General features: G+C 64.4%; 14 protein-coding genes. 11 read left to right on the forward strand and 3 right to left on the reverse strand.

The window, feature by feature from the left end:
* The first annotated feature begins 25 nt into the window (after positions 1–25).
* A complete protein-coding gene (locus HU719_RS08430) occupies positions 26–1699 on the forward strand; it encodes an MFS transporter (RefSeq protein ID WP_186523259.1) in 1674 nt (557 codons plus the stop codon).
* A gap of 224 nt (positions 1700–1923) precedes the next feature.
* A complete protein-coding gene (locus HU719_RS08435; RefSeq protein WP_186523257.1) occupies positions 1924–2445 on the forward strand; it encodes an acyloxyacyl hydrolase in 522 nt (173 codons plus the stop codon).
* Between the two features lie 552 nt (positions 2446–2997).
* Here the strand turns inward: HU719_RS08435 and HU719_RS08440 are convergent.
* Together HU719_RS08440 and HU719_RS08445 are read right to left on the reverse strand one after the other, a co-directional pair.
* Positions 2998–4149, reverse strand: a complete 1152-nt coding sequence (locus tag HU719_RS08440) for an acyl-CoA dehydrogenase family protein (RefSeq protein WP_186520504.1) — start codon at positions 4147–4149, stop codon at positions 2998–3000.
* A gap of 16 nt (positions 4150–4165) precedes the next feature.
* A complete protein-coding gene (locus HU719_RS08445) occupies positions 4166–5236 on the reverse strand; it encodes an enoyl-CoA hydratase/isomerase family protein (protein ID WP_186537365.1) in 1071 nt (356 codons plus the stop codon).
* A gap of 300 nt (positions 5237–5536) precedes the next feature.
* On the opposite strand from HU719_RS08445, the gene mdcA reads away from it, so the two are divergent.
* The 9 genes from mdcA to madM all read left to right on the forward strand — a co-directional run bounded on the left by mdcA (position 5537) and on the right by madM (position 12850).
* The gene (mdcA, locus tag HU719_RS08450) at positions 5537–7198 is read left to right on the forward strand and encodes a malonate decarboxylase subunit alpha (protein WP_186520500.1); all 1662 of its coding nucleotides are present in this window, start codon (positions 5537–5539) and stop codon (positions 7196–7198) included.
* On the forward strand, positions 7198–8082 hold the full coding sequence (locus HU719_RS08455) for a triphosphoribosyl-dephospho-CoA synthase (protein WP_186537366.1): 885 nt from the start codon (positions 7198–7200) through the stop codon (positions 8080–8082). The genes mdcA and HU719_RS08455 overlap by 1 nt, the downstream gene beginning before the upstream one ends.
* A gap of 1 nt (position 8083) precedes the next feature.
* Entirely contained in the window at positions 8084–8383 is a 300-nt protein-coding gene (locus HU719_RS08460; RefSeq protein WP_186520498.1) for a malonate decarboxylase subunit delta, read from the forward strand.
* Entirely contained in the window at positions 8376–9224 is an 849-nt protein-coding gene (locus HU719_RS08465) for a biotin-independent malonate decarboxylase subunit beta (RefSeq protein WP_186520497.1), read from the forward strand. The genes HU719_RS08460 and HU719_RS08465 overlap by 8 nt, the downstream gene beginning before the upstream one ends.
* Positions 9221–10012: a biotin-independent malonate decarboxylase subunit gamma gene (mdcE, locus tag HU719_RS08470; protein WP_186537367.1), complete on the forward strand. Its 792-nt coding sequence runs from the start codon at positions 9221–9223 to the stop codon at positions 10010–10012. Before HU719_RS08465 ends, mdcE begins: the two co-directional genes overlap by 4 nt.
* A gap of 1 nt (position 10013) precedes the next feature.
* Positions 10014–10640, forward strand: a complete 627-nt coding sequence (locus tag HU719_RS08475) for a malonate decarboxylase holo-ACP synthase (protein WP_186537368.1) — start codon at positions 10014–10016, stop codon at positions 10638–10640.
* Positions 10637–11557, forward strand: coding sequence for a malonate decarboxylase subunit epsilon (mdcH, locus tag HU719_RS08480; protein ID WP_186537369.1), 921 nt, complete (start codon positions 10637–10639; stop codon positions 11555–11557). The genes HU719_RS08475 and mdcH overlap by 4 nt, the downstream gene beginning before the upstream one ends.
* 104 nt (positions 11558–11661) lie before the next feature.
* Entirely contained in the window at positions 11662–12084 is a 423-nt protein-coding gene (gene madL, locus HU719_RS08485; protein ID WP_186520493.1) for a malonate transporter subunit MadL, read from the forward strand.
* 1 nt (position 12085) lies between these two features.
* Entirely contained in the window at positions 12086–12850 is a 765-nt protein-coding gene (gene madM, locus HU719_RS08490; RefSeq protein ID WP_186520492.1) for a malonate transporter subunit MadM, read from the forward strand.
* 36 nt (positions 12851–12886) lie between these two features.
* Here madM and HU719_RS23760 read toward each other — a convergent pair whose 3' ends face one another.
* On the reverse strand, positions 12887–13789 hold the full coding sequence (locus tag HU719_RS23760; protein ID WP_186537370.1) for an RHS repeat-associated core domain-containing protein: 903 nt from the start codon (positions 13787–13789) through the stop codon (positions 12887–12889).
* Positions 13790–13807: the final 18 nt, after the last annotated feature.

Genomic DNA, 13807 nt, shown 5'->3' on the forward strand with positions numbered 1-13807 from the left:
CAAAAAACTGTGACGGAGGCAACCCATGGCGGTTATCGACAGCGCGTCCTCGGGCAGTAGCGCACCCCAACGCGGCATCACCCGGGAGGAGCGCAAGGTCATCTTCGCCTCTTCGCTTGGCACCGTTTTCGAATGGTACGACTTCTACCTCTACGGCTCGCTGGCAGCAATCATCGCCAAGCACTTCTTTACCGGGGTTAACGAAACAACGGCGTTCATCTTCGCCTTGCTGGCGTTCGCGGCAGGCTTTGCCGTGCGCCCGTTCGGCGCAATTGTGTTCGGCCGGCTGGGCGACATGATCGGGCGCAAGCATACGTTCCTGATCACCATCGTGATCATGGGCCTGTCCACGGCGGTGGTGGGCCTGCTGCCCAGCTACGCCAGCATTGGCGTAGCGGCGCCGGTGATCCTCATTACCTTGCGCCTGCTGCAGGGCCTGGCATTGGGCGGTGAATACGGCGGGGCGGCTACCTATGTTGCCGAACATGCGCCCAAGGGCCGGCGCGGCTTTTTTACCGCATGGATCCAGACGACCGCCACCCTGGGCCTGTTCCTGTCGCTGCTGGTTATTCTGGCCTGCCGCACGGCAATGGGCACCGAGGCCTTCGAGGCCTGGGGCTGGCGGCTGCCGTTTCTGCTGTCGATCGTGCTGCTGGCGATTTCGGTGTATATCCGCATGCAGCTCAATGAGTCGCCGGTGTTTTTGAAGATGAAAGCCGAGGGCAAGGCATCAAAGGCACCACTGACCGAATCGTTCGCCCGCTGGGACAACCTCAAGATCGTGATCATGGCGCTGCTTGGCGGCACCGCAGGGCAGGCAGTGGTGTGGTACACCGGCCAGTTCTATGCGCTGTTCTTTCTGCTGCAGATGCTCAAGATCGACCCACAGACGGCAAACCTGCTGATAGCTGGGTCACTGCTGATCGGCACACCGTTCTTCATTTTCTTCGGTAGCCTGTCGGACCGCATTGGCCGCAAGCCGATCATCATGGCTGGCTGCATCATTGCGGCGCTGACGTACTTCCCGATCTTCAAGGGCCTGACCGAGTACGGCAACCCGGACGTGTTCGTCGCCCAGGAGCAAAACCCGGTGGTGGTGGTCGCCGACCCTGCGCAGTGCGCGTTCCAGTTCGACCCGGTGGGCAAGGCGCGCTTTACCAGTTCGTGCGACATCGCCAAGAGCCTGCTGGCCAAGCGCGCCATCCCGTACCAGAACCAGGCCGCTGAACCCGGCAGCGTGGCACAGGTGCGTATCGGCGAGCGGGTGCTGCCCAGCTTTGACGGCAGCAGCCTGCCAGCGGCGGAGTTCAAGGCGCGCAATGAGGCCTTTACGGCAACCCTGAGCGGCGCACTGAAGGAAGCCGGCTATCCGGAAAAAGCGGACCCCGCGAAGATCCATTACCCCATGGTGCTGCTGTTGCTGACGTTGCTGGTGATCTACGTGACCATGGTCTACGGCCCGATTGCTGCCTGGCTGGTGGAGCTGTTCCCGGCGCGTATCCGCTATACCTCCATGTCGCTGCCGTACCACATCGGTAATGGCTGGTTCGGCGGCTTCCTCCCGACCGTCGCATTCGCCATGGTGGCGGCGACCGGGGATATCTACTACGGGCTGTGGTATCCAATCGTGATCGCGGTGATGACAGCGGTACTGGGCATCTTCTTCCTGCCTGAGACCAAGGACCGCGAGATCACGTAAGGCCTGAGGGCAGTTGTGACGCACTGCAGCAAAGTTGCACGATAGTGGCAAAACACCTTCAATTTTTGCGCTACTCGGACGATACTCCTGAAAGTATTACCACTTGTGACCGCCCGGGATGCGGCGGTCACCTGCGGCACATAACGAGGGGCCAAGCCCCCATTTGCCACAGGCCCGCGCCTGACAGACGCGGGCCTGTACACGACCATCAGGAGAAACCGTTGATGAAGACCCGTCTTGCCGCTTCGCTGGCCGTTGCTGCGTTGGCGCTCGCTGGTGCCTGTTCGGCACAGGCTGCGCAGGTTTCCGGTGCCGTCGGCGCCACCACCCAAGGTGACATGACTTACCGCCTGGGCCTGTCCTTCGATTGGGACAAGCGCTGGCTGGAGAGCGATACCGGTTTTGTGACCGGTTACTGGGATGCGGCCTACACCTATTGGGAAGGCGGCGACTACAGCGGGGCGCACTCGCTATCGCTGAGCCCGGTGTTCGTTTACGAGTTCAAAGGTTTCACCTACACCCCTTACATCGAAGCCGGCATCGGCCTGGCGGCATTCTCCAAGACCGAAGTGGGCGACCAGCGTCTGGGCTCCTCGGTCAACTTCGAGGACCGCATCGGCTTTGGCTTGAAGCTGCCGGGTGAACAGAAGGTAGGCATCCGGGCCATGCATTACTCCAATGCCGGCATCAAGCAGCCGAACGACGGGATCGAGTCGTACTCGCTGTTCTACAGCAAAGGGTTCTGAGGGGGACGGGCCTGCGTAGGATGGCACCGGCTTTGCCGGTGATCGCAGGCTGTCGCCAGCTCCCACAGGATCTGGGCAAGGCCTCAATGTTGCGGCTTTGCGCGGTCTTTGTGGGAAATTCTAAGGTTTTGTACAAGCCTGTTCCCGCCAGACATATCTCCTTGTGGCGAGCGGGCTTGCCCCGCGTTGGGCTGCGCAGCAGCCCCCCTTGTTTTTCAGGGCTGCTGCGCAGCCCAACGCGGGACAAGCCCGCTCACCACAACTCTCTATCATTTCCCACAGGATTGGGCCCAACCAGCAATGTTGCGGTTGAGCATGGCCTCTGTGGGAGATCACCCAGCCCTTCCGGGCTGCGCTGTCGCGCAGAGAACTGGGCACCGTGGGAGCGGGCTTGCCCCGCGATGCGATGTTGGCAGTGCTATCGCTATCGCGGGGCAAGCCCGCTCCCACGTTATCCATGTAAATCAGATAGTTAGCGGTTGTTCTATGAGAGCTGGCAACAGCCTACGATGAGGCCAGCAGGGCGAGTCGAGTTGCTTGCTGTGGAAACAATCAGATCGAATAGCGCCCAAGCTCACGAGCAATGAGCATCCGCTGAATCTCGCTAGACCCCTCGTAGATCTGCGTAATCCGCGCATCCCGGTAGTATTTCTCCACCGGGTAATCCTCCAGGTACCCATACCCGCCATGCACTTGGATGGCCATCGAGCACACGCGCTCAGCCATCTCGGAAGCAAACAGCTTGGCCTGCGAAGCCTCCGACAAACACGGCTTGCCAGCCGTGCGCAGCCGCGCCGCATGCAACACCAGCAACCGCGCCGCGTTAACCTGCACCTGCATGTCCGCCAGCAGGTTGGCGATGCTCTGGTGCTCGTTGATCGGCTTGCCAAACTGAATGCGCTCGCGCGAGTACAACAGCGCAGCCTCAAAGGCCGCCCTAGCGATACCCAGCGCCTGCGCCGCAATGCCGATGCGCCCACCCTCAAGGTTGGAAAGCGCAATCGCCAGCCCCTTGCCACGCTCGCCCAGCAGGTTGCCCGCCGGGATACGGCAGTTGTCCAAGGTCACCGCGCAGGTGTCTGAGGCGCGGATGCCCATCTTGTGCTCACTGCGGTCAACCTTGAACCCAGGGTTGTCGGTGGGTACCAGAAACGCCGACAGCCCCTTTTTGCCAAGCTCCGGGTCCGTCACTGCAAACACGATGGCCAGCTTGGCCCGCCGCGCGTTGCTGACGAACTGCTTGGCACCGGTGATCACCCAATCGCCATCGACCAACTCCGCGCGTGTGCGCAGGTTGTGGGCCTCGGAGCCGGCCTGCGGCTCGGTCAGGCAAAAGCAGCCAATGACCTCGCCTGTGGCCAGCTTGGGCAGCCAGGTTTGCTGCTGTTCGTCCGAGCCATAGGCCAGCAGTGGCCCGCAGCCCACTGAGTTGTGGATGCTCATCAGCGCGCCGGTGGCACCATCGCCTGCCGATATTTCCTCAACCGCCAGGGCGTAAGCCACATAGTCGGTGTAGCTGCCACCGAAGTGCTCAGGCGCGATCATGCCCAGCAGGCCCAGTTCACCCATCTTGCTGACCACGCCATCGTCGATCCAGCCGGCCTTTTCCCAGGCCTGGGCGTGCGGTGCGATCTCGGCGCGGGCAAAGTCCCGCGCCATGTCGCGGATCATGATCTGTTCTTCGCTCAGTTCCAGGTCTTGCATGCTCATGCTCCCGGCCTTACAGGCCTTCGAAGAATTGGTCGACGCGCTGTTGGCTCAGGCCGGCGAGGGTAGGTGGGTTCCAGTGCGGCTGCTTGTCCTTGTCGACGATCAGCGCACGCACGCCTTCGATGATGTCGCCGTGGTCGAACCATTGGCTGTCCAGGTGCAACTCCATGGCAAAACAGTCTTCCAGCGCCAGATGCCGCCCACGGCGCAGCAGCTCCAAGGTGACCGCCATGGCCAGTGGCGAACGGGTTTCCAGCAGGTCGGCAGTTTCCAGCGCCCAACTGCGGCTGTCACCAATGGCGACCGCACGCAGTTGTTCGACGATGCTGGGCATGTCGGGCAGGGCGAAGAAGTGGTCGATCACCGGGCGCAGCCTGGCCAGCGGTGCATCGCCGAGGGTCTGGCTGCCTAAGCTGGCCAGCAGGCTCTGCAGGTCCTTGAGCGGATGGTCGCCGAACTGCAGCTTGTCCAGGCCTTGGTCCAGCGCCTGCAGCTTGTCGCTGTCCAGGTACCAGTTGGCAAGGCCGCAATACAGCGCATCGGCGGCTTTGATCTGGACGCCGCTGACGCCCAGGTAGATACCCAGCTCGCCCGGCACCCGTGGGAGGAAATAGCTACCGCCGACGTCGGGGAAGTAGCCGATGCCCACTTCCGGCATGCCCAGGCGGCTGCGTTCGGTGACCACACGCAGGTCGCAGCCCTGGGCCAGGCCCATGCCGCCGCCCAGGCAGAAACCGTCCATCAGCACCAGCAGCGGCTTGCGGTAGCGGTGCAGGCACAGGTCGAGTGCGTATTCCTCTTCGAAAAACTCATGGTGCAGGCGTTCGCCGGCCTTATGGCTGTCGTGCAGCGAACGAATGTCGCCGCCGGCACAGAAGCCTTTGGGGCCTTCGCCGCGCAGCACCACGGCATGCACCTGGGCGTCCTGCGACCAGCGATGCAGATGCCGCTGCAGGGTGCGGACCATCTCCAGGGTAAGGGCATTGAGGCCGGCGGGGCGGTTCAGCGTGAGGTGGCCAATGTGATTGCGGACTTCAGCCAGTACGTGATCGGTGGCCGAGGGGCTAGCGTGCGCGGTCATCGCGGTCTCCCTGCTTTGTTATTGATTTCCAAGGTGAAGCCTGGAATGCGCGGGCTGTTCGCTGGATCCTGTCATGCGAATTTGCGCGGCACAATTGGCAAATCTGCAGGGCGGCGCTGCATTTTTACCTCGTGTTAGTTGTCCAGACTGAGGCTGTCACTGTAACCCCGTGTGGTTTATGGGCAAAGTCGTCCTGTGTTTATTAACCTGAGCGTAACAATCCGCCATCCGGCTTGATTGATGCCCCAAGCTGCGCCGCCCTAAGGTGACCCCACGACAGCGAACCCGTGGAGTCACCTAATGACAACAATGAAGAATCCACCGCCGCAATGGTCGCGGCGCCGCGCCGAGAAGCAGCGGCGGCTGGGCCTTGTGCGCCACCTGGCCGATGGCGTGGTGTTGCCCACCGAGCGCATCGTCGAGGCGCTGGAGCTGTTGCTGGCTCCCGGCGATCGCGTGGTGCTGGAGGGCAATAACCAGAAGCAGGCGGATTTCCTCTCCCGTTCGCTGGCCAAGGTCGACCCGCAGCGCTTGCATGACCTGCACATGATCATGCCCAGCGTCAGCCGCGCCGAGCACCTGGACCTGTTCGAGCGCGGCATCGCCCGCAAGCTCGATTTTTCCTTCGCCGGCCCGCAAAGCCTGCGCATCAGCCAGTTGCTCGAAGACGGGCTGCTGGAAGTGGGCGCCATCCATACCTATATAGAACTGTACTCGCGCCTGCTGGTCGACCTGATCCCCAATGTGACCCTGGTTGCAGGTTTCATGGCCGACCGCGAGGGCAACCTTTACACCGGCCCCAGCACCGAAGACACCCCGGCACTGGTTGAGCCGGCGGCGTTCAGCGATGGCATCGTGATCGCCCAAGTGAACCAACTGGTAGACCGCGTCGACGACCTGCCACGGGTGGATATCCCGGCCTCCTGGGTCGATTTTGTGGTGGTCGCCGACCAGCCGTTCTATATCGAGCCACTGTTCACCCGCGACCCGCGCCATATCAAACCGGTGCACGTGCTGATGGCCATGATGGCGATTCGCGGCATCTATGAAAAACACCAGGTGCAGTCACTCAACCACGGCATCGGTTTCAACACCGCCGCCATCGAGCTGATCTTGCCGACTTACGGCGAGTCGCTGGGATTGAAGGGCAAGATCTGCCGAAACTGGACGCTGAACCCGCACCCCACGCTGATCCCGGCCATCGAAACCGGCTGGGTGCAGAGCGTGCACTGCTTCGGCACCGAGCTTGGCATGGAGGACTACATCGCCCAGCGCCCGGATGTGTTCTTCACTGGCCGCGACGGCTCGATGCGCTCCAACCGCATGATGTGCCAACTGGCCGGGCAGTACGCGGTAGACCTGTTTATCGGCGCCACCTTGCAGGTCGATGGCGACGGCCATTCCTCGACCGTGACCCGTGGCCGCCTGGCAGGCTTCGGCGGCGCACCGAACATGGGCCACGACCCGCGTGGCAGGCGCCATGCCACCCCAGCCTGGCTGGACATGACCGTGCCCGACACCCTGCTTGAGCGCGGCCGCAAGCTTGTGGTGCAGATGGTCGAAACCTACCAGGAAGGCGGCAAGCCCACCTTCGTCGAGACCTTGGACGCGGTAGAAGTGGCGAAGAAGGCCGGCATGCCGCTGGCCCCGGTGATGATCTATGGCGACGACGTCACTCACCTGCTCACCGAAGAAGGCATCGCCTACCTGTACAAGGCCCGCAGCCTTGAAGAGCGCCAGCAGATGATCGCAGCAGTGGCGGGTGTGACGGCCATTGGCCTGCGCCACGACCCCAAGGATACCGAGCGCCTGCGCAAGGCGGGCCTTGTGGCCTTGCCCGAAGACCTCGGCATCCGCCGCACCGATGCCAGCCGCGAACTGCTCGCTGCACGCAGCATCGCCGAGCTGGTTGAGTGGTCTGGCGGCCTGTACAACCCGCCTGCACGTTTCAGGAGCTGGTGATGAACGCACATGACCTGCACACCGCGCTGAACCGCCCGGCCTGGCAGCCCACGCGCCCGTTAGCGCCAGGCGCCGCCGCACACTTGGCCGACCTCGCCGTCGAGGCGCTGATCGATGAAGCCGACCTGTCGCCCAAACCGGGCCTTGTCGACCGGCGCAGCAGCGGTGCCCATACCGATATGACCCTGGGCCTGATGCATGCTTCGGCGCTGGCCCTGTGGCCGTGCTTCAGGGACATGGCAGACGCTGCGCGTCACCACGCCGAGATCGGCCAGCCGCTGCGCGCCGCCCTGGGGCGTATTGGCCGCGAAGGCGAGGCGGCCATGCTTGCCACCACCGCCGGGGTGAACACCCACCGTGGCGCTATCTGGGCCTTGGGCCTGCTGGTGGCTGCGCGAGCGCTGGATAGCAACGCCGATGCCGCCACCCTGGCGCAACGTGCCGGGCGTATCGCGCTGTTCGACGACCCAGCCGCAACCAACCAGGACAGCCACGGCGCGCAGGTGCGCCGCCGGCATGCGGCTAGCGGGGCGCGTGAGCAAGCGCAACAAGGGTTCCCCGCCGTGACCGGCCACGGCCTGCCGCAACTGCGCCGCAGCCGCGCGGCGGGTGCCAGCGAAGCGCACGCCCGGCTCGACGCACTGCTGGCGATCATGGCCACCCTCAGCGACACCTGCGTGCTCTGGCGTGCCGGGCCGCAAGGGCTGCTGGCCCTGCAGCAAGGCGCCCGCGCCGTGCTCGACGACGGCGGCAGTGCCAGCCTTGGCGGGCGCCGGCAACTGCGCCAACTCGACGCGCTGCTGCTGCGCTTGAACGCCTCACCGGGCGGTGCCGCCGATCTGCTGGCCGCCTGCCTGTTCCTCGACACTGCCGGGAGCCTGTGACATGCAAACCCTGAATTTTCAATTCCCAGCTGTAGAGCCTGGGCGTGGTCGCAGCCTGGTGGGCTGTGTCAGCTCCGGTGACCTCGAAGTGTTGATCGAGCCAGGCACCGCCGGGCGCCTGGATATCCAGGTGGTTACCTCGGTCAACGGCAGTGAAGCGCGCTGGGAGCAACTGTTGCAGCGCCTGTTCAGCGGCCGCGCGCTGCCGGCGGTAAAAATCGACATCCACGACTTCGGCGCCACCCCTGGCGTGGTGCGCCTGCGTCTTGAGCAAGGTTTCGAGGAGATCGGCCATGACTGATACCGAACGTTTGCTGCGCCACCGCAGCTTCGTCGAACTGGGCGCCCGCCAGCGTGCCCGGGCATTGCTGGATAACGGCACATTCCGCGAGTTGCTCGGCCCGTTCGACCGCCTGATGTCGCCCTGGCTACCGCGCCAGGGCATCGTGCCCCAGGCCGACGATGGCGTGATCATCGCCAAGGGCAAGCTGGCTGGGCGTGCGTGCGTGGTTGCGGCCATCGAAGGTGGCTTCCAGGGCGGCAGCATGGGAGAGGTGGGCGGCGCCAAGATCGCCGGGGCGCTGGAGCTGGCTGTCGAAGACAACCGCAACGGCATCCCTACCTGCGCTGTATTACTGCTCGAAACCGGCGGTGTGCGCTTGCAGGAGGCCAACCTCGGCCTTGCGGCCATTGCCGAGATTCAAGCCGGCATCGTCGAATTGCGCGGCCATCAGCCGGTCATCGGGGTGATTGCAGGCTCGGTGGGCTGCTTTGGTGGCATGTCGATTGCCGCCGGGCTGTGCAGCCATCTGCTGGTCACCCGTGAAGCACGCCTTGGCCTCAACGGCCCGCAGGTTATCGAGCAGGAGGCTGGCATCGAGGAGTACAACGCGGGCGACCGGCCGTTCATCTGGAGCTTCAGCGGCGGCGAACAACGCCATGCCTGCGGCCTGGCGGATGCCTACGTTGCCGACGACGTCGAGCGTATTCGCGAGCAACTGCTGCAACTGCTCGGGCAACCGTCTGCCAACCGTGCCCGGCAGCATGCCTGGTACCTGCAGCGGCTCGCTCAACTGGGCGCTGAAGCCCCGCAACTGGACGCTGCCGCCGTGCGCGCCCTGTATCAAGGAGATGCGCAATGAACCGTGCCTTGAACTGGCTGCCAAACCTTGCCGCAGGCCAGGCGCAAGCGGGCTATCCAGCCTCGCTGCGGGTGATCGATGGTGAGTTGGACAACCGCCCGGCGCGCTTTATCGCCGTGGTGCCGGATGCGCACAACCCCTTCCCGCGGGCGCGCGCCGGAGAGGTCGGGCTGCTGGAGGGCTGGGGCCTGGCCAAGGCGGTCAGCGAGGCCGTGGAAGCCGACCGCAATACCGAAAAACGCGCCATCGTTGCGCTGATCGATGTGCCCAGCCAAGCCTATGGCCGGCGGGAAGAGGCACTGGGTATTCACCAAGCCCTGGCCGGCGCGGTTGAAGCCTATGCCCAGGCGCGCCTGGCTGGCCACCCGGTCATCGGGCTGCTGGTGGGCAAGGCGATGTCAGGGGCGTTTCTGGCCCATGGCTACCAGGCGCAGCGCTTGATCGCCCTGGATGACAGCGGGGTCATGGTACACGCCATGGGCAAGGCGGCTGCCGCCAGGATTACCCTGCGCAGCGTCGATGCCTTGGAGGCGCTGGCCGCCGAGATTCCGCCAATGGCCTACGACTTGGGCAGTTACGCCTCGCTGGGCCTGCTGTGGCGGCGCCTGAGCGTGGACAACGCCGACAGCCCCAGTGCCGCCGACATCGCGGCGGTACGCGCCTGCCTTGCCGAGGCGGTGCGCGACATTGGCCAGTCCACCGACTTGTCGTCGCGTTTGGGCGGCGAGCACCGCCAGGCATCGCGCGACGTCCGTGCGCGCCTGCGCAGCCAGTGGCAGGAGGCCTGACATGAACAGCCCGCGCCCGCATGACCTGCTGTGGGGCATGGCCCCCGCCATGCTGCCTGACGACGCTCCGCAATGGGCCAGGCAAGTGCTCGCAGCCGGCGCGCCGGTGGTGGTGCGCCGGGCTGAATGCGCCGACGGCTGGGTGGCGGTCGGGGTTCGCGGGCTACAACGTGCGCAGCGGCTGGCCTGCCTGATGCCTTTGGCCGCTATCCAGGAGCGCTTGAGCCCTGAAGCTGTGCGTAGTCATCGGGCCGCTGCTGAGTGCGCAGCGTGGTCGGCGTTGCAGGCCCTGGCCTCGGTAGGCCCGGTGCTCGACGCCCTCGGCCTTGCCTGGGGGCCGACCGGAGGCGTCGCCTACCAGCTCGCCAGCGGTATCGAAGTGCTGCATGCCGAAAGCGATCTGGACCTGCTGCTGCGCACGCCGCAACCCCTGGCCCGCACGGCGGCGAAAGACCTGCTGGACATCCTCGATTGCGCGCCGTGCCGTATCGACCTGCAATTGCAGACCCCGGCAGGTGCCGTGGCCCTGCGTGAATGGGCCGGCCCCGCACGGCGAGTGATGCTCAAAGCCACTCGCTGCGCGGCGCTGGTGATCGACCCATGGGCGGCCTTGGAGCACGCGGCATGAGTAGCCTGTTTGCATTCCCAGGCCAAGGCGCGCAGCAGGCGGGCATGCTCCATCGCCTGCCAAGCGGCGCCGAAGCGCTACTGGAGCAGGCCAGTGATGTGCTGGGCGAACAGGTGCTGAACCTGGACAGCGAGCACGCCCTGCAAGGAACCCGCGCTGTGCAGCTGTGCCTGCTGCTGGCTGGGGTGGCGTGGGCGCGCTGGTTGCTGCAGCGAGCCCCTGCGCCTGACTATGTGGCGGGGCTGTCCATTGGTGCCTACCCGGCGGCTGTGGTGGCCGAGGCGCTGGACTTTACCGATGCGCTGCGGCTGGTGGCCCTGCGCGGCAGCCTGATGCAGCATGCCTATCCGCAAGGCTACGGCATGACGGCGCTGAGCGGCCTAGGCCTGGCCTGCGTCGAGCGCTTGCTGGCGGAGGTGGCCGATGAGGTGTACCTGGCCAACCTCAACAGCGACAACCAGATCGTTATTGCCGGCAGCGACCGGGGCATGGCCGAGGTAGCGCGCCGGGCGCGTGGCCAAGGGCAGGGCGTGGCACGGCGGCTGGCGGTGAGTGTGCCATCGCACTGCAAGCTACTGGATGAACCGGCCCGTGAGCTGGCAGCCGCTTTCGCCAAGGTTCAGTTACACAGGCCCCGTATAACCTGGCTGAGCGGCACCCGCGCCCGGCCAGTGCATGACCCGGAACAATTGCGCGACGACCTGGCCGGCAACATGGCACGGGTGGTCGACTGGCGCGGCTTGCTGGGCAATGCCTACGAGCGTGGCGTGCGCCTGCATATAGAGGTGCCACCTGGCAGCGTGCTCAGCGGCCTGGCACGCCCGGTGTTCGAACAGGGCCGGGTGGTAGCGGTGGAATCTACCCGCGGCGATACCCTTGAGGCGCTGTTGCGCCAGGAGGTGGCCCACCGCCGATGACTGCACCTGGCTGTTGCTGCCTGCCACAAGCCAGGGGTTGCACCGCATCACTGATTTCGAAGAACAACAACAAGCAACTTCGACTAAAGCTGAGGACAACAACAATGATCATTTATGGTGTGGCTCTGCTGGCGGTATGCACGCTTGCCGGCGTCATCGTCGGCGACTTGCTGGGCGTGCTGCTGGGCGTCAAATCCAACGTGGGCGGGGTGGGCATCGCCATGATCCTGCTGATCTGCGCACGCCTGTACATGCACCGCAACGGCGGCATGAGCAAGGAATGCGAGTTCGGCGTGGGCTTCTGGGGCGCCATGTACATCCCGGTGGTGGTGGCCATGGCCGCCCAGCAAAATGTGGTCACCGCGCTGCATGGTGGGCCGGTGGCGCTGCTGGGGGCGGTGGGGGCCGTGCTGGTGTGTGGCTTGACCATTGCCTTGATCAGCCGCAGCCATCGCGGCGAGCCGTTACCGCCGCTGGACGCACCGCCGCCAGCCGATGCGCAGGCCGTGCCTGCGGGAGGCCGCTGATATGTGGCCGATCATTGAGAACGCACTGGAACACAACGGCCTGATCACTGCATTCGCGGTGGTGGGCGGGATCATGTGGCTGTCGGTACTGCTGTCGAAGTACCTGACCTTTGGGCGGGTGCACGGCTCGGCGATCGCCATTGTCATCGGCCTGGTGCTGGCCTGGGTAGGCGGTACGCTGACCGGCGGGCAGAAGGGGCTTGCCGACATGGCGCTGTTCTCCGGTATCGGCCTGATGGGTGGGGCCATGCTGCGTGACTTCGCCATTGTCGCCACCGCCTTCGAAGTGCAGGCCACCGAGGCGCGCAAGGCCGGGATGATCGGGGTAGTGGCGCTGCTGCTCGGTACCGTGCTGCCGTTCATTGTCGGCGCCGGCGTGGCCTGGGTGTTCGGCTACCGCGATGCGGTGAGCATGACCACCATCGGTGCCGGCGCGGTGACCTATATCGTCGGGCCGGTGACCGGCGCGGCGCTGGGGGCGAGTTCCGATGTCATGGCGCTGTCGATTGCCACTGGGCTGATCAAGGCGATTCTGGTGATGGTGTTCACCCCGGTGTCGGCCCGCTTGCTGGGCCTGGACAACCCGCGCTCTGCAATGGTGTTTGGCGGGCTGGCGGGGACCGTGTCCGGGGTTACGGCAGGGTTGGCGGCGACTGACCGGCGGCTGGTGCCGTATGGTGCGCTGACGGCGACCTTCCACACTGGGCTTGGGTGCTTGATGGGGCCGTCGATCCTGTACTTCTGTGTGCGCGGGTTGGTGGGGTAAAAGCAACGTCGGAATCAAGGCGGCTAATCCTGGTGGTTAGCTGCCCGTTCTTACTTGAGTTGCTGCCAGCGACGGTGAACGATCCTGAGCCGCGTCATACAAATTTTCAGGGCGGGGTTGAGCGTCCGGCAACCATACACCCCCCTGTTGCACTGGTGAGCTTCTGCCAGATGAAGGCCAGGCGACCTCCGATGTACTCACATCGCTTTCATCGCTGAAGCTGGAGCGGGCGCCTGAGGTTGCGCCAGTGCTTTGCACATCACCCTGATCCCAAGCAACGCTGTGTCGTTGTCTCAGAACCGGGCTTTGCTTCGAGTTGCTGCTGGCAAGCGAGCTTGCTGAGCCATTAGATCGATTGTCCGGGCTTTGAGTCGGGCTTCTGCTGTTGCCATTATCCTGGACGAGATAGCGGTTCTCCAAGCTTCCGTTCAAGGACCGGCGACGTTGTGCCGTTTGCCCATTGAATGAAACCGAGCTGAGTGAACGGGAGCGCGGCCGTATCATATGACCGGTTGGGTCGGTACGGTTCACCGGGTCGCATTCGCAATAGCTGTATGCATTCACCCCACCTTTGCCGAATGGGCTGAAACTGTCCGGCGAACTAAAGCGCATCAACGCAGTGCTATACAGCCGATAGCCATTGCCCAGCGAGTAGCAGCTGGCCCAAAACGCCCGGAGCTCCCCATTGAAACCCATCCACGAGGTGCGCTCCCCAGCCACTGTTTCGTAGCCATAGCAGCTATAACTGGGCGTTCTGGAGGGTGTTCTGCCGATGCTGTGCAGTACCGAATCTTTGCTATCGGTGATCAGAAGTGCAGAAGAGGCCTGTGACAGCTCGGCCATGAGTCCGTGGCCATTGCGCAAGAACACAACGTCTCTTGTGCAGGCCAGGCATGTTTGCAACCGGCTTGCGCAATAGAAAAAGTGTTGCCTGCCCATGAGCGACCTCCAGCGTGC

This window comes from Pseudomonas farsensis (assembly GCF_014268805.2).
GTDB lineage: Bacteria > Pseudomonadota > Gammaproteobacteria > Pseudomonadales > Pseudomonadaceae > Aquipseudomonas > Aquipseudomonas farsensis.